The organism is Demequina muriae, from assembly GCF_030418295.1.
In the GTDB taxonomy this organism is placed as follows: domain Bacteria; phylum Actinomycetota; class Actinomycetes; order Actinomycetales; family Demequinaceae; genus Demequina; species Demequina muriae.
Window position 1 is genome coordinate 2,349,380 of record NZ_JAUHQA010000001.1, and the last position, 21,153, is coordinate 2,370,532.

At 68.6% G+C, this 21,153-nt stretch carries 25 protein-coding genes and 2 tRNA genes; 18 read left to right on the top strand and 9 right to left on the bottom strand.

What is annotated here, in order from left to right; all coding sequences use genetic code 11:
• Positions 1 to 70 precede the first annotated feature (70 nt).
• Genes phnC through QQX02_RS11070 form a run of 4 tightly spaced genes read left to right on the top strand, consistent with a single transcriptional unit; the run spans position 71 to position 3,044 of the window.
• Entirely contained in the window at positions 71 to 841 is a 771-nt protein-coding gene (gene phnC / locus QQX02_RS11055) for a phosphonate ABC transporter ATP-binding protein (protein ID WP_301143122.1), read from the top strand.
• Positions 838 to 1,653, top strand: coding sequence for a phosphonate ABC transporter, permease protein PhnE (gene phnE / locus QQX02_RS11060; RefSeq protein ID WP_301143123.1), 816 nt, complete (start codon positions 838 to 840; stop codon positions 1,651 to 1,653). Before phnC ends, phnE (QQX02_RS11060) begins: the two co-directional genes overlap by 4 nt.
• On the top strand, positions 1,650 to 2,558 hold the full coding sequence (gene phnE, locus QQX02_RS11065) for a phosphonate ABC transporter, permease protein PhnE (protein WP_301143125.1): 909 nt from the start codon (positions 1,650 to 1,652) through the stop codon (positions 2,556 to 2,558). Before phnE (QQX02_RS11060) ends, phnE (QQX02_RS11065) begins: the two co-directional genes overlap by 4 nt.
• A gap of 45 nt (positions 2,559 to 2,603) precedes the next feature.
• Positions 2,604 to 3,044: a VOC family protein gene (locus tag QQX02_RS11070; protein WP_301143127.1), complete on the top strand. Its 441-nt coding sequence runs from the start codon at positions 2,604 to 2,606 to the stop codon at positions 3,042 to 3,044.
• A 64-nt stretch (positions 3,045 to 3,108) separates the two neighbouring features.
• On the opposite strand, the gene QQX02_RS11075 is transcribed toward QQX02_RS11070, so the two are convergent.
• A tRNA-Asn gene (locus QQX02_RS11075) sits at positions 3,109 to 3,181 on the bottom strand.
• A 105-nt stretch (positions 3,182 to 3,286) separates the two neighbouring features.
• Here QQX02_RS11075 and QQX02_RS11080 point away from each other — a divergent pair.
• The 7 genes from QQX02_RS11080 (at position 3,287) to QQX02_RS11110 (ending at position 7,746) form a co-directional block, all read left to right on the top strand.
• A tRNA-Ile gene (locus tag QQX02_RS11080) sits at positions 3,287 to 3,360 on the top strand.
• Between the two features lie 32 nt (positions 3,361 to 3,392).
• Positions 3,393 to 3,779 carry a hypothetical protein gene (locus QQX02_RS11085; RefSeq protein ID WP_301143128.1) on the top strand — a complete coding sequence of 129 codons (387 nt, stop codon included), beginning with the start codon at positions 3,393 to 3,395 and terminating at the stop codon, positions 3,777 to 3,779.
• Entirely contained in the window at positions 3,772 to 4,074 is a 303-nt protein-coding gene (locus QQX02_RS11090; protein WP_301143129.1) for a DUF1905 domain-containing protein, read from the top strand. The genes QQX02_RS11085 and QQX02_RS11090 overlap by 8 nt, the downstream gene beginning before the upstream one ends.
• Positions 4,075 to 4,140: 66 nt before the next feature.
• Complete coding sequence (locus tag QQX02_RS11095; protein WP_301143130.1) at positions 4,141 to 4,707, top strand: hypothetical protein; 567 nt, start codon at positions 4,141 to 4,143, stop codon at positions 4,705 to 4,707.
• 100 nt (positions 4,708 to 4,807) lie between these two features.
• Entirely contained in the window at positions 4,808 to 6,010 is a 1,203-nt protein-coding gene (locus tag QQX02_RS11100) for an SPFH domain-containing protein (protein ID WP_301143131.1), read from the top strand.
• Between the two features lie 21 nt (positions 6,011 to 6,031).
• A complete protein-coding gene (locus QQX02_RS11105) occupies positions 6,032 to 7,261 on the top strand; it encodes a TFIIB-type zinc ribbon-containing protein (protein ID WP_301143133.1) in 1,230 nt (409 codons plus the stop codon).
• Entirely contained in the window at positions 7,258 to 7,746 is a 489-nt protein-coding gene (locus tag QQX02_RS11110; protein WP_301143135.1) for a hypothetical protein, read from the top strand. Before QQX02_RS11105 ends, QQX02_RS11110 begins: the two co-directional genes overlap by 4 nt.
• Before the next feature lie 26 nt (positions 7,747 to 7,772).
• On the opposite strand, the gene QQX02_RS11115 is transcribed toward QQX02_RS11110, so the two are convergent.
• Positions 7,773 to 8,789 (bottom strand): sugar-binding transcriptional regulator, encoded by a 1,017-nt coding sequence (locus QQX02_RS11115; RefSeq protein WP_301143137.1) that lies wholly within the window; start codon positions 8,787 to 8,789, stop codon positions 7,773 to 7,775.
• Between the two features lie 92 nt (positions 8,790 to 8,881).
• Between QQX02_RS11115 and QQX02_RS11120 the strand changes: the two genes are divergently transcribed.
• From QQX02_RS11120 to QQX02_RS11135, 4 genes are all read left to right on the top strand, one after another.
• Positions 8,882 to 10,639: a glycerol-3-phosphate dehydrogenase/oxidase gene (locus QQX02_RS11120; protein WP_301143138.1), complete on the top strand. Its 1,758-nt coding sequence runs from the start codon at positions 8,882 to 8,884 to the stop codon at positions 10,637 to 10,639.
• Positions 10,640 to 10,720: 81 nt separating this feature from the next.
• Positions 10,721 to 11,443, top strand: a complete 723-nt coding sequence (locus QQX02_RS11125; RefSeq protein ID WP_301143140.1) for an MIP/aquaporin family protein — start codon at positions 10,721 to 10,723, stop codon at positions 11,441 to 11,443.
• 58 nt (positions 11,444 to 11,501) lie between these two features.
• Positions 11,502 to 13,016: a glycerol kinase GlpK gene (gene glpK, locus QQX02_RS11130; protein WP_301143141.1), complete on the top strand. Its 1,515-nt coding sequence runs from the start codon at positions 11,502 to 11,504 to the stop codon at positions 13,014 to 13,016.
• A 165-nt stretch (positions 13,017 to 13,181) separates the two neighbouring features.
• Complete coding sequence (locus QQX02_RS11135) at positions 13,182 to 13,892, top strand: hypothetical protein (RefSeq protein ID WP_301143142.1); 711 nt, start codon at positions 13,182 to 13,184, stop codon at positions 13,890 to 13,892.
• A gap of 135 nt (positions 13,893 to 14,027) precedes the next feature.
• Here QQX02_RS11135 and QQX02_RS11140 read toward each other — a convergent pair whose 3' ends face one another.
• Positions 14,028 to 14,246, bottom strand: coding sequence for a CsbD family protein (locus QQX02_RS11140; protein ID WP_301143143.1), 219 nt, complete (start codon positions 14,244 to 14,246; stop codon positions 14,028 to 14,030).
• A gap of 80 nt (positions 14,247 to 14,326) precedes the next feature.
• The gene (locus QQX02_RS11145; protein ID WP_301143144.1) at positions 14,327 to 15,202 is read right to left on the bottom strand and encodes an NAD(P)H-hydrate dehydratase; all 876 of its coding nucleotides are present in this window, start codon (positions 15,200 to 15,202) and stop codon (positions 14,327 to 14,329) included.
• 89 nt (positions 15,203 to 15,291) lie between these two features.
• On the opposite strand from QQX02_RS11145, the gene def reads away from it, so the two are divergent.
• Positions 15,292 to 15,786 (top strand): peptide deformylase, encoded by a 495-nt coding sequence (gene def / locus QQX02_RS11150; RefSeq protein ID WP_301143145.1) that lies wholly within the window; start codon positions 15,292 to 15,294, stop codon positions 15,784 to 15,786.
• Between the two features lie 6 nt (positions 15,787 to 15,792).
• Here def and QQX02_RS11155 read toward each other — a convergent pair whose 3' ends face one another.
• Positions 15,793 to 16,473 carry an NAD(P)H-hydrate epimerase gene (locus tag QQX02_RS11155; RefSeq protein ID WP_301143146.1) on the bottom strand — a complete coding sequence of 227 codons (681 nt, stop codon included), beginning with the start codon at positions 16,471 to 16,473 and terminating at the stop codon, positions 15,793 to 15,795.
• Positions 16,474 to 16,610: 137 nt separating this feature from the next.
• Here QQX02_RS11155 and QQX02_RS11160 point away from each other — a divergent pair, with 137 nt between their 5' ends.
• On the top strand, positions 16,611 to 17,108 hold the full coding sequence (locus QQX02_RS11160; protein WP_301143147.1) for a DUF3145 domain-containing protein: 498 nt from the start codon (positions 16,611 to 16,613) through the stop codon (positions 17,106 to 17,108).
• Between the two features lie 11 nt (positions 17,109 to 17,119).
• The gene (locus QQX02_RS11165) at positions 17,120 to 17,485 is read left to right on the top strand and encodes a nuclear transport factor 2 family protein (protein WP_301143148.1); all 366 of its coding nucleotides are present in this window, start codon (positions 17,120 to 17,122) and stop codon (positions 17,483 to 17,485) included.
• A 153-nt stretch (positions 17,486 to 17,638) separates the two neighbouring features.
• Here QQX02_RS11165 and fabF read toward each other — a convergent pair whose 3' ends face one another.
• The 4 genes from fabF to QQX02_RS11185 form a co-directional block, all read right to left on the bottom strand.
• Positions 17,639 to 18,871 carry a beta-ketoacyl-ACP synthase II gene (fabF, locus tag QQX02_RS11170; RefSeq protein ID WP_301143149.1) on the bottom strand — a complete coding sequence of 411 codons (1,233 nt, stop codon included), beginning with the start codon at positions 18,869 to 18,871 and terminating at the stop codon, positions 17,639 to 17,641.
• 38 nt (positions 18,872 to 18,909) lie between these two features.
• Entirely contained in the window at positions 18,910 to 19,155 is a 246-nt protein-coding gene (locus QQX02_RS11175) for an acyl carrier protein (protein ID WP_301143150.1), read from the bottom strand.
• A gap of 77 nt (positions 19,156 to 19,232) precedes the next feature.
• Positions 19,233 to 20,186, bottom strand: coding sequence for a beta-ketoacyl-ACP synthase III (locus tag QQX02_RS11180; RefSeq protein WP_301143728.1), 954 nt, complete (start codon positions 20,184 to 20,186; stop codon positions 19,233 to 19,235).
• 41 nt (positions 20,187 to 20,227) lie between these two features.
• Positions 20,228 to 21,142: an ACP S-malonyltransferase gene (locus tag QQX02_RS11185; protein ID WP_301143151.1), complete on the bottom strand. Its 915-nt coding sequence runs from the start codon at positions 21,140 to 21,142 to the stop codon at positions 20,228 to 20,230.
• Positions 21,143 to 21,153: the final 11 nt, after the last annotated feature.

A 21,153-nucleotide genomic window follows, 5' to 3' on the forward strand; every position in this document is an offset into this window, starting at 1 on the left:
GCTCACGCGGTGGTCGGCCCTCGACTCGGGGGTCGGCCACCGCGGTCGCGTTCCATGGCACAGTGAATTCATGATCAGACTCGAAGGCGTGACGGTCCGCTACCCCAACGGCGTGGTGGGCCTCGACAATGTCGATCTCGAGATCCCCGACGGCCAGTTCGTCGTGGTGGTCGGACTGTCCGGCGCGGGCAAGTCCACTCTCATCCGCACCATCAACGGGCTCGTGCCCATCACCACCGGCTCGCTCACGGTCGATGGCGCCGAGGTATCGGGCGCATCCAAACGCGAGATGCGGGCGATCCGCTCGCGAGTGGGGATGATCTTCCAATCGTTCAACCTCGTCAAGCGCACCTCCGTGATGAACAACGTCATGATGGGCCAGTTGCACGCGATCCCGGGCTACCGGTCGATGGTGGGCGCATGGACCAAGGAGGAGAAGGAGCGGGCCTACCTCGCACTCGAGCGCGTCGGGATCGTCGAGAAGACCTGGACCCGCGCGTCGCAGCTCTCGGGCGGCCAGCAGCAGCGCGTCGCGATCGCGCGAGCGCTCGCACAGGATCCGTCGGTCATGCTCGCCGACGAGCCGGTCGCGTCCCTCGACCCGCCCACGGCTCAGATGGTCATGAAGGACCTTCAGCGCATCAATCGTGACCTGGGCATCACCACCATCGTCAACCTGCACTTCCTCGACCTCGCGCGCCAGTTCGGCGATCGCGTGATCGGCATGCGTGACGGCACGGTCGTGTTCGACGGGCCGGGCTCAGAGGCGGACGATGCCGTGTTCGAGAGCATCTACGGGCGCTCGCTCACGGCGGAAGACACGCTGCCCGGGCGCGCATGAGCACGTCGACCCTCGAGCAGCCCGCCACGAGCGGGACCCGACGTCCTCGCCGCCCGCCGCCCTCCAAGGGAGTCATCGCAGGGCTGCTGGTCGCAGCCGCCTTCACGGTGTGGGCGGGCCGCGAGATCGGCTTCAGCCTGCGTGACCTCGTCGAGAACTTCTCGCGGGGCTGGGTCGTCATCGAGCAGTTCCTGAACCCCAACTGGCCCTTCGTCTGGCGCGTGTGGGACGCGTGGGTCGAGACCATCGCGATCGCGATCGTGGCGACGGCCGTGGGAGTCCTCATCGGACTGGTCTTCGCATTCATGGCCTCGCGGGTCACGAACCGCTCCGGCCCGGCATATCGCGTGGTCAAGCTGCTGCTGTCGGTGATCCGGTCGCTGCCCGACATCGCCTATGTGCTGATCTTCGTCGCGCTGGTGGGCATCGGCTCCCTCGCGGGCATCCTCGCCCTGATCTTCTTCAACGTCGGCATCGCCGCCAAGCTCACGGCCGAGACCATCGACGCGGTCGATCCCGGACCGCTCGAGGCGGCCGATGCGTCAGGCGCGGGGACCTTCTCGCGCGGACGGTGGGCGGTGCTTCCGCAGATCATGCCCAACTACCTGTCGTACTGCCTCTACATCTTCGAGCTCAACATCCGTGCCTCGGTGGTGATCGGCATCGCCGGCGGTGGCGGCATCGGGCAGATCATCCGAGTGCAGTTCGATCGCTTCGCGTACGAGAACGTCGCGGCGATCACCGTCGCGATCTTCGTGATCGTGCTGGCGATCGACCAGCTCTCGCAGTTCCTGCGCAGGAGGTTCGTATGAGCGCCCGCGACGAGACCCCGGCGAACGCGACCGCATCGGCCGGTCGCGCATCGGCCGCACGCCCGCAGGAGCCGTCCAAGGCGCGCTCGACGCTGGTCTGGATCGCGCTCCTTGTCCTCTTCGCCGGCGCGGCCTTCCTGTCGGATGCGCGGTGGAGTCAGATCACCGGCATCTTCACGGACGGTGGCCGGTACCTGGTGCTCATGGGCGAGGGGCTGTTCCAGAACCCGTTCGCCGAGCCGCAGAGCGAACAGTGGACGCTGGCGTTCGAGCGCATGATGGAGTCGGTCTACATGGCGTGGGTCGGCACGCTGCTCGGCGCGCTCATCTCGGTGCCGTTCGGCTTCCTCGCCGCGCGCAACGTGTCGGGCCCGGTCACCGTGCAGATCACGCGTGCCTTCCTGAATCTCATCCGTGCCGTGCCGGAGCTGGTGTTTGCGATCGTGATCATGCTGCCGATCTTCGGATTCGGCCCGCTCGCGGGTGCGCTCGCGCTCGGTGTGGGCGCGGTCGGCACGCTGGGCAAGCTCACGGCGGAGGCGCTCGAGGGGATCGACACCGGTCCCGTCGAGGCGGGGCAGGCCTCGGGCGCGTCGCGGTGGTCGATCCTCCGCTGGGCGTACTGGACGCAGGTGCTGCCCGAGGTGCTCGCGTTCTGGCTGTACCGGTTCGAGATCAACATCCGCGCCTCGGCCGTGCTCGGCGTGATCGGTGCCGGCGGCATCGGCTCGCTCCTGAGCCAGCTGTTCGGTCAGCGCGAATGGGAGCAGATCGGCATCACGCTCGCCGTGGTCATCATCGTGACGGTCGGGGTCGATGCGATCTCCGGAAGCATCCGTCACCGGATCATCGCGGGCTCCGGACGCTCCGTCTCGACTGAGGAGAAGGCAGAGGCCACGGTCTAGGGGCGCCGGTGTAGCCTGCCCCTCAGAACGGGGGGAGAGGCGACGATGGCGAGTCAGCGGGTGTCGGTGGTCACGCTGGGCGTGGCCGATCTGGAGCGTGCGCGGACCTTCTACGGCGCGTGGGGCTGGATCGAGCGTCAAAGCGCCGACGAGGTGGTCTTCTTCCAGCTCAACGGGCTGGTGCTCGCGCTGTTCTCGGCCGCGGCGCTCGCGGAGGAGCAGGGGCGTCCAGTGGCCGAGCTCGGCACCGGTGCCATGGCGCTCGCCCAGAACTTCCACACGGAGGCCGAGGTCGACGAACGGTTCCACGCCGCGCTCGTCGCGGGTGCTGCCATGCTCCGGCGCCCGCAGAAGGCGCCCTGGGGCGGGTACAGCGGCTACCTCGCCGATCCCGACGGCCACGTCTGGGAACTCGCCGTGAACCCGTTCTGGGACCTCGACGACGACGGCTCGGTGTCGATTCCTGAGGCGCCTCCGGCAGCGTAGGGCGGGGCACCAAGGCCACGAACGCGAAAGGCCGGCCCGCGCTAGCGGACCGGCCTTCTACGAGCTCCTCCAGTTGGACTCGAACCAACAACCTGCCGATTAACAGTCGGCTGCTCTGCCAATTGAGCTATGGAGGATCGCAGTCAGCGAGTTTACATGATCCGATACCCCGCGACGACACCCGGAGGGCCGAGCTCCGAGCACGGATAGACTGGCGCGCGGCCGCCCTCGTGAGCGGTATCGGGCCAGTAGCTCAGCCGGTTAGAGCAGCGGACTCATAATCCGTCGGTCGCGGGTTCGAGCCCCGCCTGGCCCACGCGCGTCGGAGCCGGTTGCTAGCGTGGTTCCGTGCTTGACATCACCACCGCGCCCGACTGTGGCAATGCACCCAAGCAGGCCTACGTGCTTGACGTGCTCTCGGCGTGTGCCCGGGGAGATCGTGACGCTGTCGCGCAGGCCGTCGCCGACGACTGGACCCATCGCGTTGCGGGCCGCGCCGCGACGACGGGAGCGGAGGCGACCGATGCCGTCATCGCCGCACTGTCGCCAGCTGGGCTCGAGGCCGTGCACTTCTCTGTGCTCATGAGCCACGGTCGCCTCGTCTCCGCCATGGGCACGCTCCGCGCCGGCAACGAGGTCTCGGACTTCTGCTGTGTGATCACGTTCTCCGGCCACGGCAAGAACGCTCGGATCGCCGAATGCGTCACCTTCGTCGCGTCGCCCACTCATGGCTGAGTACGAGTTCGACGCCGAGCCATGGCGCTGGGCCGGCAACGGCGCGCAATGGGTGTTCGTCACGACGCCGGATGACGTCGCGGACGAGGTCGAGTCGCTCCAGACCGGCGCCGGACGCGGCTTCGGTGCGGTCAAGGTTCGCGTCACCGTCGGCTCCACGACGTGGGACACGTCGATGTTCCCCTCGCGCGAGCACCGCGCGTACATTCTCCCGCTCAAGGCTGCCGCGCGTGCCGCGGCGCGCATCGAGGTCGGGACCCCCGTACGGGTGCGGATCACGCTCATCGCCGCGTGAGCGGCATCTCCGGCGGTTTGCGGCCGCGTTGTGGTGGCCCGGCGTGAACCGACTTAGGGTGGACAGATGAGCGACGATGCGACTGACACCAGGCCCTACGGCGGCAACACCCGTGCCGCGTGGCTGGCCACCGCCACCGGCATTCCCCTCTACGTGCTGATGTGGGCGATCGTCTGGGGTCCCGGCGTGCAGCTGTTCGGCTCGCTCGCCGACATCGAGCCGCGGCCCACGGTGGAGAACTCCACGCTCGCCGCGATCGCTGCGATCAACATCCTCACTGTGCTGGTGGGGCTGGCCGTCGTGGCGCACACCGTCGGCAGGGTGGTCTTCGCACGCACGTCGAGCATGGCGGTCGGACAGGCGGCGGTCGTGTTCGCCGCGATGGCTGCGGTCCTGGCGGTCGTGCCTGTGGTCCTCGTCGGGGTGGGTCAAGAGGACACGGGACCCGCGGTGGCCGCGGCGATCGTGATCATCCTCGTGCCGTGCGTCGTGTCCGCGGGAGCCACGCGCGCCCTGCTGCCCGCCGTCGACCGCTACGCGGCTCTGCGCGGCACCGTGATGGTGCTGCTGGTCATCGCGATCATCGCGGTGGTGGTCTTCACGTTCTACGCCTACGCCGGCGCGGGTCAATAGCAGGGGAGATAGCCGCCGCGCCACTCTGGGCGCGGTGACCCGGGCGGCCGCCGCACCGGTGCGATAGCCTGGTCCCGCCACACAGCGAGGAGGGGCACCCATGGGCTTCATCAAGGCCGCAGCAGGAGCGATCTCAGGAACGCTTGCAGACCAGTGGATCGACTTTCTTCTGCCGCCGGACAACCTGCCGCAGACCGCGGTGGTCTTCCCGGCGGTGCCCAAGGGGCAGAACGCGGGCCGCGGCTCGAACGTCCGTGGCTCCGAGAACATCATCACCAACGGGTCGAAGGTCGTGGTGCCGGAAGGCTACGGCCTCCTCACCTTCCAGGATGGTCGCATCACCACGTTCGTCGCCGAGGCCGGCGCGTTCATCTTCTCGGATGACGACCAGCAGGCGAAGTCGGTGTTCACCGGCGGCGGATTCCTGTCCTCGACCGTCGAGAGCTCGTGGGAGCGCTTCAAGTACGGAGGCCAGCCCGGCGTCCAGCACCTGGCGTTCTACGTCAACCTGAAGGAGATCCCGAACAACCGGTTCGGCACTCAGGGACCCATCTACTGGGACGACCACTACCTCGGCACGCAGGCCGGAGCGGTGACGCGCGGCTCGTACACCCTCAAGGTCGTCGACCCGATCCTGTTCGTGAAGAGCCTCCTGCCCGCCTCGTATATCACGGCCAACGCAGGCATCTTCGACCTCACCGAGGTCAACAACCCGGTGTCGGAGCAGCTGTTCAACGAAGTGGTCGGATCGCTGTCAGCGGCGTTCTCCCGCTACACGAACGATGTCGAGCGCGGCAACCGCATCTCGTCGATCCAGGGCGATGCGCTCGGATTCGCGAAGACCCTGTCCAGCGTGGTCGAGGAGCACTATCACTGGACGGACGAGCGCGGCATCACGATCCACGCCGCGAACCTGCTCGCGATCGAGTACGACGCCCCCACCGCGAAGCTCCTCGAAGACGTCCAGAAGGCCGATGCGCTCTCGGGTGGTCGCGGGGACTCGTTCCTGCGCCAGTCCGCCGCGCGCGGCATCCAGTCCGCAGGCGAGACCGGCGGCGGCGATGGGCTCGCCTTCATGGGCATGGGCATGAATGCTGCCGGGGGCGCCGTCGGTGGCCTCATGCAGAACCAGCCCGGTCAGCAGCCGGTGCCGCAGCAGGGCGTCGGTCAGCAGGCTCAGCCGGCGCAAGCGGCCGAGCCCACCCCTGCGGACAAGATCCGCGACGCGAAGGCGATGCTGGACGAGGGGCTCATCAACCAGGAGGACTTTGACGCTCTCAAGCGCAAGGCGCTGGGTCTCTAGCGGCCGGCGGGGGAGCGAGCAGTGACACAGCCCCACGATTCTGACGGCGCGCCGTCGGGCGAGGCGCCTGAGCCCACCATCATCGACACCACCACCGGGCAGGCGCACGGCCACGATTCGTGCCCGCAGTGCGGGTCCACGGAGATCACTCGCAAGGGTGTCACCCTCAGCCTCATCTGCCAGTTCTGCCGGTACGAATGGGTGGGCAGCAGGCTCGAGGACACGCACGGGCTCGGCGAAGGCATCGGCGAACTGGAGGGGCGCGTCTACACCTCTGGCGCCGCGGACATCACCCGTGACGACACGCTGGTCACGTTGAAGTGCACCGGGTGCGGCTCGGAGGTCGTGGTCGACACCGCGCACTCCCTGGAGTCGCGTTGCCACTGGTGCCGCTCGATCCTGTCGATCAACGACAAGATCCCCAACGGCGCCGTTCCGGACGGAGTGCTGCCCTTCACCGTCACGAAGGACGACGCGGTCGCGCGCATCGCGCAGTTCGTGGAGAAGCGCCAGTTCTTCGCGCTCAAGAAGTTCAAGGCCGAGTTCAAGCCCGACAACGTGATGGGCGTCTACATGCCCTACATGACCGTCGACGGCAACGTGGGCGCGAGACTCCACGGCCAGGGCGAGGTGCTCACGCGGCGCTACACCGTGCAGACCGGCAAGAACTCCTCGACCACCTACTACGACGCGAACGTGTTCGACGTGGTGCGCGACTTCGATCTCCACATCGACGATCTCATCGTCGAGTCGTCTGCGTCCCGCTCGCACATCGACAACCGCTCGAACACGAACAACATCATCAACTCGCTGCTCCCGTTCGACGTCAAGGAGATGGTGGCCTTCGACAGCAACTACCTGGGCGAGTTCTCGGCGGAGAAGCGCGACCTCAACATCGACGACGTGTCGTCGCGTGCCCACGTCCAGTTCCTCACGATGGCACGCGAGTCGATTCGCGACGACATCGCTGGCTATGACCGCGGCGTGCGGTGGACGCACGAGCAGCTCACCGTTCACGGGAGCCGCTGGGCCTCGGTGTTCCTGCCGGTGTGGCTGTACAGCTACGCAGAGAAGATGGACGACGGCCAGGTCATGATCCACTACATCGCCGTCAACGGCCGCAGCGGCGCCTGCATGGGGAGCGTGCCCGTCAACAAGGGCAGGCTGTGGGCCGTGACGCTTGGCGTCTTCGCCGCGACAGCCGCGATCGCCTGGCCGCTGGGCATCATCGCGATGGCGACGGGGGCGTGACCATGGACCTCACGACGACGTTCTCCACCGTCACCGTCGCCTCCTCCAGCAGCAGCGATGGGGGCGGCCTCATCGGCGTGGCGCTGCTGGCGCTCCCGTTCGTCGTGGCGTTCCTGCTGTACCGAGCCCTGTACAGGCGCTATCGGAACCAGGACAAGCGCTACGAGTTCGAGCACACCACGTCGGTGGTCCGGAGCAATCTGCGCCGTTGGGACACCTTCGTGCGGGAGCACAAGCGCCAGCGCAACAGTGAGATCGACGGGCGGAACGAGGACAACCCCCTCATCCGCGCGCCTCACGTGGCGGTGGACGAGGTCGACACGGCCCGCCAGGCGCAGGAGGCGAGAGAGGCCCAGGAGCCGCGGCTCGCGCAGGAGGCTCGCGATGCCCAGGAGGAGCGGTCGGCGCAGCCTCAGCGGGTCGCCGAAGAGCCGCGCGAGATCGAGCTGCCCGCAACGGACGACCCCGGCCGGCAGCAGAGCTGATGACCGCGGCCGCGCGAGTCTGACGACTACATCGGTGCTCGGGCCCGAGGCGGCGACTCTCGATCCGCCTGCCGCAGCAGCGACTGGGCGGTGGCGGAGTCGAGGATGAGGTCCGTGATGGTCTTGGCGCGCAGCGCGGCCAGCAGCGCGACGGCCTTGGCGGGCGAGGCCACGACCGCGACGCGACGGGGGATGCGCTTCAGGGTGATCGGCGTGGGCCCGCTGGCGCGCATATTGATCGCGATGTCGCGCCACGAGCCGTCGGCGCGCATGAACACGGTGCACACATCGCCGACGACGCCGTGGGTCGCGAGCGAGCGTCGATCGGCCTCGTCGAGATAGCCGGACGCGTACACGTGGGATGGCATCGGCGAGTGAATGGAGCCCACGCCGAACAGCGCGACATCGGTCCTGGTCTGGCATTCGAGCACCTGTTGCACTGACCGCTCCTGCCACATCATCTCGCGCGTGCGAGGGAAGTCGAAGAATGCGGGCACCGGGAAGGGCATCATCTCGGCGGTGAAGGCGCGCGCGATCGCACTCACCTGCTCGGCGCCGAACGCGAGGCCGGTGGTGCGGGGAGAGACGGAGCCATTGAGCTGCACCACCGTTGCACCCTCCAGCGGGTGGCTGGCGAGGTGCGCGATGATCCTGGAGACCGTGGTTCCCCAGGCCACGCCGAGCGTCATCCCGTCGCCGAACCATTCGGGCAGTGCCTCTGCGGCGAACCGCGCCACCCGGTCGAGCCGCGCGGCCTCGCTCAACGGCTCTTGGACCCGCACCACGTGAGCGCGGATCTCGAAGCGGTCCGCGAGATCCTGCGAGAGTCCACTGGTCGTCTCCACATCACTGACGTGAATGCGGACGATCCCGGCCTCCCGTGCAGCCTTGAGCATCCGAGACACGCTTGAGCGGGACTGGCCGAGACGCCTGCCGACCGCCTCCATGGTCTCGTCCTCCAGGTAGTACAGGTGCGCGGCTTCACGCATGAGGTCGTCGTACCTCCCTGGTCCTGCCCCTCGGCGACGGTCACGTGTTCCCATCGTCTCTCCTCAACCTGCACATATGTGCGCTCCGCTTGCGCATCCGTTCACACCAGGGTCTCATGAAGGGGACGAATGGAGACGAATCGCGTATGAGAAGCACGCTGACCCCGGAGAGCAGGCTGGCCGACCTCGAGTCGATGAGCGACGAGCATGGGCTGGACGTCTTGGTGATCGGCGGCGGCGTCACCGGCGCCGGCGTCGCTCTCGACGCCGCGACGAGGGGACTGCGCACCGGCATCGTCGAGGCGCAGGACTGGGCCTCGGGCACGTCGTCGCGCTCCTCGAAGCTGGTGCACGGCGGGCTTCGCTACCTGCAGATGCTCGACTTCCATCTGGTGCACGAGGCGTTGACGGAGAGGGACCTGCTCATCACCGAGCTCGCCCCGCACCTCGTCGAGCCCGTGTCGTTCCTCTACCCGCTCGAGAACCGAGTGTGGGAGCGCGCGTATGTGGGCGCGGGCGTCGCCCTGTACGACACGCTTGCCTCGGTCAACGGCCGCCGGCGCCGCGCGCTCCCGATCCACCGGCACCTCAGCCGCACCGCTATGTCGAAGCAGTTCCCCGACCTGCGTCACGATGCCGCGATCGGCGCGATTCGCTATTGGGACGCATCGGTCGACGACGCCCGCCTGGTGCTGACCCTCGTCCGGACTGCGGCGTCGTACGGCGCGCTGACGGCCAACCGCACCCAGGTCGTCGAACTCACTCATTCCTCGGTGGGCGCGGTGACCGGCGCTGTCGTGCAGGACCTCGAGACGGGCACCCGCTACACGATCAAGGCACGCCACGTGATCACCGCGACGGGCGTCTGGACTGAGGAGACGGAGTCCCTGGCGCAGTCGGACGGCGGTCTTCACGTCCTCGCCTCGAAGGGCATCCATGTGGTGGTGCCTCGCGAGTCGATCCGGGGCGATGTGGGGCTGATCCTGCAGACGGAGAAGTCCGTGCTGTTCGTCATTCCGTGGTCGCGCTACTGGATCATCGGCACGACGGACACGCCCTACGAGTTCGACCCGACGCACCCGGTGGCGACAAGTGCCGATATCGACTATCTCCTCGACCACGCCAACTCCGTGCTCGCCAAGCCGCTGACCCGCGAGGATGTGATCGGCACCTGGGCAGGACTGCGCCCGCTGCTGCAGCCGGGCACCAAGGACGGCACGTCCTCGGCGAAGGTGTCGCGCGAGCACACGGTCGCATCGCCGGCGCCGGGAATGACAGTCGTCGCCGGCGGCAAGCTCACGACCTATCGCGTGATGGCGAAGGACGCGGTGGACTTCGCCCTGGGCACGCGTGCCTCGGCCATCCCGTCGATCACCGACCGCATCCCGCTGTGGGGCGCCGAGGGCCTGAAGGCCGTCAAACGCCAGGGTCCGGCGCTCAGCGCAAAGTATGGGTGGACCCGCGCGACGTTCGACCACCTGACCCACAGGTATGGCTCGGGACTTTCCCAGCTCATCGACGCCGTGACCGCACAGGAGGATCTCGCGCTGCCTCTCGAGCACGCGCCTGCATACCTGCGCGCCGAGATCCACTTCGCCGCGACGCACGAGCAGGTGATCCACCTCGAGGACGTGATGATGCACCGGACGCGACTCGTGTACGAGGTCGCGGATGGCGGCCTCGCAGCCGCGCCTGAGATCGCCGCGATCGTCGCCGAGGTCCAAGGCTGGGACGACGATCGGGTGGCGCGAGAGATCGCCTCGTACCGATCGCGCGTGGAGGCCGATGCCGCCGCCGCTCGCGAGCCGAGCGACAGCGAAGCGATCGCGGCCCGATCCGTCGCGTCGGACATCTCGCCGACGGTCGCGCTCCCGGAGACTGGGGCCAACGCCCAGTCCACATAGATGTGGCGCCCCACCCGGGGCGCCATGGGCGACACTCGTCGCTCCCCCTTCTCACAATGACGTGAACGAAAGGAAGTCCCCGTGACTGACATCTTCCTCTCAGAGATGCTTGGGACAGGAATGCTCATCCTCCTCGGAGGTGGCGTGGTGGCGAACGTTCTGCTCGCCAAGTCCAAAGGCCTTGACGGCGGCTGGCTGCTCATCAACTTCGGATGGGGCCTCGCGGTCTTCTCCGGTGTGTTCGTGGCCTTCTCGACCGGCGGCCACATCAACCCGGCGGTGACTGCCGGCATCTGGGCCTCCGGCGCAGAGGAGTTCGGCCCCGGAATCGCCGTCAACGCAGGCAACTTCGTCACCTACGTCGCCGCACAGCTCGTCGGCGCGTTCATCGGCGCCGTGCTGGTGTATCTCGTCTACAAGAAGCACTTCGACGAGACGGCCGATGCAGGAGCCAAGCTGGCGATCTTCTCGACGGGTCCCGCCATCCGCTCGTATGGCTGGAACACCGTCACCGAGGTGATCGGCACCTTCGTCCTGGTGTTCGTGGTGCTGAGCTTCGGCAACTGGCCAGGGGATCTCGGACCGCTGGCTGCCGCGCTGCTGGTGACCGGCATCGGCGCCAGCCTGGGCGGTCCCACCGGCTACGCCATCAACCCCGCGCGCGATCTGGGACCCCGGATCGCTCACGCGCTGCTGCCGATCAAGGGCAAGGGCACCTCCGACTGGAGCTACGCCTGGGTCCCGATCGTCGGACCGCTCATCGGCGGCGTCGCCGGTGGACTGCTGGCCGGCGCCATCTACTAGCGCGCATGCGGCTCACTCCGTCGCTGCGCATCACACCTCTAGAGACAAGGACATCACCATGAAGGATTACATCCTCGCCATCGACCAAGGCACCACGAGCTCCCGGGCCATCGTGTTCGATCACTCGGGCGCGATCGTGTCCTCGGGACAGAAGGAGCACGAGCAGATCTTCCCGCAGGCAGGGTGGGTGGAGCACGATCCGCACGAGATCTGGACGAACGTGCGCGAAGTGGTGGGCCTGGCCCTCACCAAGGCCGACCTCACTCACGAGGACATTGCGGCCGTCGGCATCACCAACCAGCGCGAGACCGCGGTGGTGTGGGACAAGAACACGGGCAAGGCCGTCTACAACGCCATCGTGTGGCAAGACACCCGCACGCAGAAGATCATCGACAAGCTTGGCGGCGATGATGGCGCGGACAAGTACAAGGATCGCGTCGGCCTCCCTCTCGCCACCTATTTCGCCGGTCCCAAGGTGATGTGGATCCTCGAGAACGTGGAGGGAGCGCGGGAGCAGGCCGAGGCGGGCGACCTGCTGATGGGCACGATCGACAGCTGGGTGCTGTGGAACATGACCGGCGGCAAGAACGGCGGGGTTCACGTCACGGACGTCACCAACGCCTCGCGGACCATGCTGATGGACCTCACCACGCTGTCGTGGGACGAGTCCATCGCCGCCGACATGGGCATCCCGATGTCGATGCTGCCCGAGATTCGCTCGTCAGCCGAGGTGTACGGCCAGGGCAGGCGAGGCGGCATGCTGCCGGAGGTGCCGATCGCGGGCATCCTCGGTGATCAGCAGGCGGCGACGTTCGGACAGGCGTGCTTCGAGGTCGGCATGGCCAAGAACACGTACGGCACGGGCAACTTCATGCTCATGAACACGGGCGAGGAGCTGGTGCCGTCCAAGAACGGTCTGCTCACCACGGTCTGCTACAAGATCGGCGACAAGCCGGCGATCTATGCCCTCGAGGGATCGATCGCCGTGACCGGCTCGCTGGTGCAGTGGCTGCGTGACAACGTGGGCCTCATCAAGACCGCACCTGAGATCGAGGATCTGGCGGCGTCGGTCGACGACAACGGGGGAGCGTACTTCGTGCCCGCGTTCTCGGGCCTCTTCGCACCGTACTGGCGCTCGGACGCCAGGGGCGCATTGGTGGGTCTCACCCGGTACGTGAAGGCGGGCCACATCGCTCGTGCGGCACTCGAGGCGACGGCGTACCAGACCGCGGAGGTGCTCGACGCGATGCGTGCCGACTCGGGCGTGGACCTCACCGAGCTCAAGGTCGACGGCGGGATGGTGGTGAATGACGTCCTGATGCAGTTCCAGGCGGACATCCTCGACGTTGAGGTGGTGCGCCCGAAGGTCGCCGAGACCACGGCACTGGGCGCCGCCTACGCCGCCGGCATCGCTGTCGGCTACTGGGACGGCGAGCAGGACGTCATCGACAACTGGGCCGAGGACAAGCGCTGGCGACCCGACCTCGACGAGGACGAGCGCGCACGGATGATGCGCAACTGGAAGAAGGCCGTCACGAAGACCATGGACTGGGTCGACGACGACGTCACCTGAGCCTGCAGCCCCTGCGCACGTCTCGACGCGCCGGTCCGCAATCGTGCGGCCGGCGCGTCGGCGCGTGCGGGAGGAGTGCCGTCACGACGGCTGCCGACGTCGGTGCACCTCCCCGACAATCGACATCGCCCGGCGCGTGTCGGCGCGAGGTCCTAGCGTGGTGGCATGAGCACGCCTCGATGCGCCGTCTGCGGGGCCGACGTCACCGACGCCGGTGCACTCGTGGACTTCCTTCCGCGCGAGGCCGATCTCGCGTGGCACGCGACGTGGTGCGACGCCGACGAGTCCACGGCTGATGACTCGTCGCGCGGCGAACCGCCCGACGCTGCGTGGCTGTGCGCGCGACACCTCGAATGCGGCCTGGTGATGGCGAGGCGGCTCGACATCGGTCGTGGGCTCGCACTCCTGCGGGAGGCCGATGCGGGCGTCGAGGTCCGGGGTCAGCTCGCGGCCACCCTGGGCGTCGACGAATGGGAGCGCGTCCTTCGTCGCGCACTTCCGGACTTCGCGATCGAGATCGGCAGCGACCGGGTCGAGATCGAGGAGGACTGGCAGACGAGCTACCTGGAGGACTCAGAGATCCCCGCCGGTGCGAGCAACGGCGTCGAGTGCACCAGCTGGAGCGTGGGCGGCGATCAGTCGATGGTGGGTGTGGACCGCATCGCCGTCTACTGGCGCAGTGGCGCAGTGGCGCGGACCGACGTTCACATCGGTTCCGTCGGGCCTCATGCCCCGGGCTGGTCGGTGTGGGTCACCCCCGATGCCGATGCGACTCGATTCGGCTCGCAGCACGTGAGCGTCCACGGCGAGCCGTCGCCGCTGATGGGAGACCTGCTGCGCCGCTATGGGCTCGATGCGACGCGGGTCCGCCCGTGATCGGCAGCGCCACGACGATGGAGGCAGCACGACGGCGGACGCGGTGATCAAGGGGAACAGTGGGCACAGACAACAGTGGCGGGGGCCCGGAGGCCCCCGCCGCCGTCACGTCGACTGGTGTGAACGCGACTGGTGTCAGGACTTGTCGTCGTCCTGGTGACGGTCCGTCGCGTCGTTGTACTTCTCCGCGACCGCGTCCTTGCCGTCTTCGACCTTGTCCTTGGCGGACGCCTTGCCCTGGTCGAACTTGCCCTCGGCCTCGAGCTGCTCGTTGTCGGTCGCCTTGCCGAAGCCTTCCTTGACCTTGCCCTTGGCGTCCTGTGCGGCGTTGCTCAGTCGGTCTGATCCACTCATGGCGTGTCTCCCTTGCTCGGCGGGGCGATCGCTGGTGCGGACCGCCTCTGTACCGAGAACAACCGTGGCGGGGGTGCCCGCTATTCCGATGAAGGGCGGGACGGGGAGCCGAGGAGGGCCGCGATCACGTGCGGGAGCGCCTGGGCGACGTCGAGAGCGGCGACGGGGCCGCCGCGGTTGGCCGACTCGGCCGCACGGGCGTGCGCCCAGGCGGCGCACGCCCCCGCATCGGCCGCAGTGAGCCCTGCCGCGAGCAGGGCCCCCGCGATGCCAGCGAGCACGTCGCCGCTCCCCGCGGTGGCGAGCCACGGGGGAGCGCTTGGCAGTTCCAGCACGTGTCCGCCAGGCGAAGCGATGAGTGTCCGCGCTCCCTTGAGCAGGACCGTCGCTCGCGCGGTCTCGGCGAGCAGCCGGGCGTGGCCGGCCCGGTCCGCGGCGATGTCCAGGATGGTCGCGTCGTGGCGGAGCGCCTCGAGCGTGCGCATGAGCTCCTCCGCATGTGGGGTGAGCAGCACTCGATCGGACGGCGCGTCGCGCGAGCCGGAGGCGCGCGAGCGCGCCACCTCTTCAAGGGCCCCCGCATCCACCACCATCGGAAGTCCGGACGCCATCACGGCGCCGATGGCGGCATCCTGGATCGGATGGTCTGCCACCCCGGGCCCCACCACCCACGCCTGTGCTCGGGGAAGGGACTCAGCCGCGTCGCCCGGATCGTGCACCACGCACTCAGGGCGGTGGGAGAGCACGAGATCCTGCGCGCGGGCCGGGCCCACGTAGCGCACCATGCCCGCCCCGGCCCTGATCGCCCCGGAGACGACCAGTGCGGCCGCGCCGGGGTACGCGTCCGACCCTGCCACGACGCCCACGACGCCTCGCGAGTATTTGTCAGCGTCCGACGGAGGCACCGGCCATCGTTCGCGGACCTGCTCCGCGCCCCAGTCCTGTGGCGTGCTCACGCATCCAGACTGGCACATCGGCACCCGCGCACGTGGGATCGACCTGCCAGGCTCTCGACGGGTGCGCGGCACGTGCGAGAATACGGGGCATGGCCATGCGTGACATCCGGGTGACCGGCGACCCCGTCCTGCGCACTGTGTGCGAACCCATCACCGTGATCGACGACCGTGTGCGCACGCTCGTCGAGGACCTGCTGGAGACCGTCGATCACGAGGGACGCGCAGGCTTGGCGGCGAACCAGATCGGCGTCAGCCTGCGAGCGTTCTCGTGGAACATCGACGGTGAGGTCGGGTACATCCTGAACCCCGAGATCGTGGAGCGCAGCAGCGATCTCCAGGAGCTGGGCGACGAGGGCTGTCTGTCCGTCCCGGGCCTGTGGTACCCATGCGAGCGACCGTCCTACACCAAGGCGGTGGGCACGGATCTGGACGGTGCCGAGGTCGTGATCGAGGGTGAGGAGATCTGGGCCCGGCTCATCAACCACGAGGTCGACCACCTCGACGGGAAGCTGTACCTCGATCGCCTCGCCAAGGATGTGCGCAAGCGCGCCATGCGCGAGCTGCGGGAGTCGCTCGAGGCGTAGCCCGCGTCACCGACGGAGCACGCCCACCTGCACCACGACCACCCGGCCGGCCGATGCGGCAGCCGGCTCCTCGATCAGGCACGGCTTGGGAGCGGTGAACGTGACCGTCACATGGGCGCGCACGTGCGACGCGGTGGAGACGCCCGAGTCGACCTCGAGTCCGCTGGGGATGTCCACCGCGACCACGATGGCTCGTGAGGGAATGGCCGCCACGAGCGCATCGGCGGGCTCGCGCAGACCCGGCTTGGCGCCCACGCCGACGATGCCATCGATCACCAGGTCCGCGTCCTCGACTGCTTGACGCGCTGCGGCCCGATTCAGCGGGGCGTCGGGCTGAGCGTCGATGATGAGCGCCCCGGCCGCCTCGCACTCCCCGCGTCCCATCGCGTGCGCGGTGGGCCCCACGAGCACGGCCGTGGTCGCCGCGCCCCGGTAGTGCAGCCGTGCGCCGGCGAGCAGCGCGTCACCGCCGTTGTTGCCGCTCCCCGCCAGCACGACGACCCGGCACCCCTGGGTGCGCCCGTGCCGCTCGAGCAGCAGCGCCTCGCACTCAGCCGCGATCGCATCGGCCGCCCGCGCCATGAGAACGGGCTCCGAGACCGTTCTCATCGCCTCCCGCTCGGCGTCGCGCACCTGCTGGGCGGTCATCGTGAGGATGGCGGTGGAAGGGGTGTTCGGGCCGGCCATGCGCCCAGCGTTCCACACCCCGCGCGCGGCCGCTGGAGTTATCGGCGCACATGAGGCACCATAGGAGCACACCTGGTGCAGCCGGGTTGTCCTTCGAGGTCGTAGGGGAAGACGTACCTCACTAGGAAGGATGGGTCATGGCTGCGATCACCCGAGGTGTCCTTTTCGTGCATTCGGCGACGCGCGCGATGTGCCCGCACATCGAGTGGGCCGCCCAGTCTGTGCTGGGAGCACGCGGCTCGTTCGAATGGACGGATCAGCCTGCCGGCACCTCGCTCTACAGGGCCGAGGTGGCGTGGCAGGGCACCCCTGGCACTGGCGCGCGCCTTGCATCGGCGCTGCGCGGCTGGGAGCACGTGCGCTACGAAGTGACCGAGGACCCGTCCTTCGGCTCGGACGGCGGTCGGTGGTCCCATACTCCGTCGCTCGGGATCTTCCATGCCGTCACGGACGTCCACGGCAACATCGTGGTGCCGGAGGACCGCATTCGTGCCGTGCTCGAGGCAGGTGTGTCGGTCGCGGAGTTCAAGCGCGCGATGGACCTGGCGCTCGGCGCTGCCTGGGACGAGGAGCTCGAGCCGTTCCGGTATGCAGGCTCTGGCGCGCCCGTGCGGTGGCTGCACCGCGTCGGCTAGCTGACGAGACCATGCAGGAGTTGACCCGGGACGAGGTGCTCACCCTTCAGGCGATGGAGGAGGCGATGTGGCGCCCTGAGACTCGCTTCGACCTGCGCTTCATGGGTGCGGTGCTCGCCGACGAGTTCGCTGAGGTGGGACGATCCGGCCGGACCTTCACGCGTGACGAGACGCTCGCCCTGCAGCCCGTCGAGATCGACGTGGAGCTGCCGCTGACCGACTTCACCGCCGTGGCGATCTGCGAGGACGTCGCGCTCGTGCGCTATACCTCAGTGCCGACCAGGGCGGTGCGCGGTGCGGCCCACCGGACGTCCGTGTGGGTGAATGACGGCCGGTGGCGACTGCGGTTCCACCAGGCCACGCCCACCGACATCTGACGCTGCGCACTGCCGGTCACTCCGCCGCCCCGCCTCCCCACCGCCGACAGTACGAACCACGTCGCACGCGACACACCGTGCCCTCAGTACTCCAGGGCGCGATCACGCGGCGTGTCGGACGGAAAGTGGTGCGTAGTGAAAGGGCGAGAGGGGTTACGCGGTGCCGAACACCAGCGCGACGTTGTGGCCGCCGAAGCCGAACGAGTTGTTGATCGCCGCCAGCTGACCCTCCGGCAGCTCGCGCGGGGTGTCCCTCACCAGGTCGAGCTCGAGCTCGGGGTCGGGGGACGTCACGTTGATCGTCGGCGGAGCGGTGCGGGTCTCGAGGGCCTTGATCGTGAAGACGGACTCGAGCGCGCCTGCGCCGCCCAGGAGGTGGCCCGTCATCGACTTGGTCGCGCTGAGCGCCACCTGGTCCGCGTGCGAGCCGAGCAGCGCGCGGATGCCGCGCGCCTCGATCATGTCGCCCACGGGGGTGGAGGTGGCGTGTGCGTTCACGTGCGCGACGTCCGCCGCGGTGAGGCCCGCACGCTGAAGGCTGAGCTCCATGGCGCGCGTCTGGCCAGTGCCATTGGGCTCCGGGGCGGCGATGTGGTGGCCGTCGGACGTCATGCCGACGCCCAGCAGCCGCGCGTAGATGTGCGCACCGCGCGCCTTGGCGTGCTCCTCGGATTCGAGCACGACCACGCCCGATCCTTCGCCGAGCACGAAGCCGTCGCGCGAGGTGTCGTAGGGCCGCGAGGCTCCTGCCGGGTCGTCGTTGCGCTTGGACAGCGCCGCCATCGCGGCGAAGGCGCTGATGGGAAGCGGGTGGATCGCCGCCTCGGTCCCGCCGGCGACCACGATGTCAGCACGTCCGGACTCGATCATCTCGAAGGCCATGCCGATCGCCTCGGCGCCGGAGGCGCACGCGGACACCGGCGAATGCGAGCCTGCCCTGGCCTTGAGCTCCAGCGACACGTATGCGGTGGGGGAGTTCGGCATGAGCATCGGGACCGTGAGCGGAAGCACGCGTGCGGCGCCCTTCTCCTTCATGGTGTCCCACGCGCTCAGCAGCGTCCAGACGCCACCGATGCCCGAGGAGACCACGGCGCCGATGCGCTCGGGGTCCACCTCGGGCGATCCGGCGTGCGCCCAGGCTTCGCGCGTGGCCACGATCGCCATCTGGGCGCTCGGGTCCATGCGCTTGGCCTCGGGCCGGGACAGCACCTCCAGGGGCGACACCGCCAGCTGACCGGCGAAGTTGACGGCCATGCCGTACGTCTCCGCCCAGTCGTTGTCCAGGGTGCGCACGCCGGACCTGCCGGCGAGAGCGCCCTCCCAGGTCGAGGACACGTCCCCGCCAAGAGGCGAGGTCGCGCCGAGTCCAGTGACGACGACAGTCATGGTGTTGCTCCAGTGGGGATCGGGGATCGGGGTGCTTGTCAGCCCTGTGCGGCGGCGATGAAGTCGACGGCGTCGCCGACGGTGGTGAGGTCCTTGACCTTCTCGTCGGGGATGCGGACGTCGAACTTCTCCTCCGCGAGCGTGACGATGGTCATCATCGACAGCGAGTCGATGTCGAGGTCGTCGGTGAAGGACTTGTCGAGCTGCACCTCGGCGGTGTCGAGGCCGGTCTCCTCGGCGACGATCTCAGCGAGCCCAGCGAGAATCTCGTTCTTGTCTGCCATGTGTCTCTCCTTGTGATGGTGATGCAGTCGCATCGGGTTCGTGTGGAACGGTGAGAAGCCTAGTTCGGAGTCCGCCGTTACGGCAGGACCACGACCTGCGCGGCGTAGACCAGGCCGGCTCCGAAGCCGATCTGAAGGGCGAGATCGCCCGAGTGAGCGTCGCCGTCGCGCAGCAGGCGCTCGGTCGCGAGCGGGATGGATGCGGCCGACGTGTTGCCGCTGTCGACGATGTCCTTGCCCACTGCGACGTGGGACGGCAGGCCGATCTGCTTGACCAGCTGGTCGATGATGCGCACGTTGGCCTGGTGGGGGATGAATGCCTGGATGTCATCCGGCGTCACTCCCGCCGCGGCGATCGCCTCGAGAGCGACGGGCGCCATCTTGAAGGAGGCCCACTTGAACACGCTCGGCCCCTCCTGGTACAGGGTGGGGAACGCCGTGTCGGGGTTGTCCCGCACGTCGAGCCACGACGCGGTCTGACCGATCAGCGGAGCGCCGGAGCCGTCAGAGCCCCACACCGTGGGACCGATGCCGGGAGTGTCGGAGGGGCCGATGACGACCGCGCCCGCAGCATCGCCCAGCAGGTAGGAGATGGAGCGATCGGCGGGGTCGACGTAGTCGCTCATCTTCTCCGCGCCGACGACGAGCACGTGCCGGGCATTGCCCGCCCGGACGAGCGCGTCGGCCTGACCGATGCCGTAGCAGTAGCCCGCGCATGCGGCGGAGATGTCGAAGGCCGCGCCCGTCGAGCCGAGCCGGTCGGCCAGCACCGGCGCGCCGCCGGGGGTCATGTACGGGTGCGTGATCGTCGACAGGATGACGGTGTCGATGTCGCCGGGCTCGATGCCCGCCTGCGCGATCGCATCGCGCGCGGCCCGCTCGGACAGGTCGATCACCGACGTGCCGGCGTCGGCGCGCACGCGGGTCACGATCCCGGTCATCTTGCGGATCCACTCGTCTGAGGAGTTGATCGGCCCGATGATGTCGTCGTTGGGGACCGCGTTCTCGCCGCGAGCGGCACCAAGCCCCATGATGCTGGTGAACTCGGGTCCACGGCGGATGTTCAGAGTAGTCACGCGTGCTGCTCCAGGAGCTCTCGGGCGGCGGGGAGGTCGTCGGGCGTCTTGAGTGCGACCGCCGGCACCCCCTTGAGGGAACGCTTGGCGAGGCCGGTGAGGACGCCACCGGGCGCGACCTCGATGATCGCAGTCACGCCGAGATCGAGCATACGCGCCTGGCAGAGGTCCCACCGGACCGGGTTGGCGACCTGCGCGACGATGCGGTTGAGCCCCTCATCGCCGGACGTCACCGTGGTGCCGTCTGCGTTCGTCAGCAGGGTCGTCGCAGGGTCGTTCGGTGCGGCCGATGCGGTCGCGTCCGAGAGCGCGGTGACGGCTGGCTGCATGTACGACGTGTGGAAGGCTCCGGCGACCTGGAGGGGGATCACGCGCGCTCGAGCTGGCGGGTCGGCGGCGAGCGCCTCGATCCCGGGCGTGGCGCCTGCTGCGACGATCTGGCCGCCACCGTTCATGTTCGCGGGGGTGAGCCCCAACTGCTCGAGGCGCTCGAGGACCTCCTCCTCGACACCGCCGAGCACGGCGGCCATCGAGGTGGGCTCGGCGCCGGCCGCGGCAGCGGCCATGGCGCGCGCACGCACGGAGACGAGGCGCATGGCCTCGGCGTCGTCGATGACGCCTGCGAGAGCAGCGGCGCCCAACTCGCCCACGCTGTGGCCCGCCACCAGCCCCGGCGTCGTGGAGCCCAGGAGCTCACGGGCGGTCGCAAGACCCGTCGCCACGAGCAGCGGCTGCGCGACGGCCGTGTCGCGAATGGTGTCCGCATCTGACGTGGTGCCGTGCGCGAGCAGGTCGATATCTGTCGCTTCCGACAATGCGCGCAGGTGGGCGGCGACTGCGGGGATGTCGAGCCACGGGGCGAGCATTCCGGGAGTCTGGGCGCCCTGTCCGGGGAAGAGAACGGCGATCATGTGTCAAGCAT

Bases quoted from the DNA above. Each gene is read 5' to 3' on its own strand.
- phnC (WP_301143122.1), top strand. From the start codon at position 71: ATGATCAGACTCGAAGGCGTGACGGTCCGCTACCCCAACGGCGTGGTG.
- phnE (WP_301143123.1), top strand. From the start codon at position 838: ATGAGCACGTCGACCCTCGAGCAGCCCGCCACGAGCGGGACCCGACGT.
- phnE (WP_301143125.1), top strand. From the start codon at position 1,650: ATGAGCGCCCGCGACGAGACCCCGGCGAACGCGACCGCATCGGCCGGT.
- QQX02_RS11070 (WP_301143127.1), top strand. From the start codon at position 2,604: ATGGCGAGTCAGCGGGTGTCGGTGGTCACGCTGGGCGTGGCCGATCTG.
- QQX02_RS11090 (WP_301143129.1), top strand. From the start codon at position 3,772: ATGGCTGAGTACGAGTTCGACGCCGAGCCATGGCGCTGGGCCGGCAAC.
- QQX02_RS11095 (WP_301143130.1), top strand. From the start codon at position 4,141: ATGAGCGACGATGCGACTGACACCAGGCCCTACGGCGGCAACACCCGT.
- QQX02_RS11100 (WP_301143131.1), top strand. From the start codon at position 4,808: ATGGGCTTCATCAAGGCCGCAGCAGGAGCGATCTCAGGAACGCTTGCA.
- QQX02_RS11115 (WP_301143137.1), bottom strand. From the start codon at position 8,789: ATGGGAACACGTGACCGTCGCCGAGGGGCAGGACCAGGGAGGTACGAC.
- QQX02_RS11120 (WP_301143138.1), top strand. From the start codon at position 8,882: ATGAGAAGCACGCTGACCCCGGAGAGCAGGCTGGCCGACCTCGAGTCG.
- glpK (WP_301143141.1), top strand. From the start codon at position 11,502: ATGAAGGATTACATCCTCGCCATCGACCAAGGCACCACGAGCTCCCGG.
- QQX02_RS11135 (WP_301143142.1), top strand. From the start codon at position 13,182: ATGAGCACGCCTCGATGCGCCGTCTGCGGGGCCGACGTCACCGACGCC.
- QQX02_RS11140 (WP_301143143.1), bottom strand. From the start codon at position 14,246: ATGAGTGGATCAGACCGACTGAGCAACGCCGCACAGGACGCCAAGGGC.
- def (WP_301143145.1), top strand. From the start codon at position 15,292: ATGGCCATGCGTGACATCCGGGTGACCGGCGACCCCGTCCTGCGCACT.
- QQX02_RS11155 (WP_301143146.1), bottom strand. From the start codon at position 16,473: ATGGCCGGCCCGAACACCCCTTCCACCGCCATCCTCACGATGACCGCC.
- QQX02_RS11160 (WP_301143147.1), top strand. From the start codon at position 16,611: ATGGCTGCGATCACCCGAGGTGTCCTTTTCGTGCATTCGGCGACGCGC.
- QQX02_RS11165 (WP_301143148.1), top strand. From the start codon at position 17,120: ATGCAGGAGTTGACCCGGGACGAGGTGCTCACCCTTCAGGCGATGGAG.
- fabF (WP_301143149.1), bottom strand. From the start codon at position 18,871: ATGACTGTCGTCGTCACTGGACTCGGCGCGACCTCGCCTCTTGGCGGG.
- QQX02_RS11175 (WP_301143150.1), bottom strand. From the start codon at position 19,155: ATGGCAGACAAGAACGAGATTCTCGCTGGGCTCGCTGAGATCGTCGCC.
- QQX02_RS11180 (WP_301143728.1), bottom strand. From the start codon at position 20,186: ATGGGGCTTGGTGCCGCTCGCGGCGAGAACGCGGTCCCCAACGACGAC.
- QQX02_RS11185 (WP_301143151.1), bottom strand. From the start codon at position 21,142: ATGATCGCCGTTCTCTTCCCCGGACAGGGCGCCCAGACTCCCGGAATG.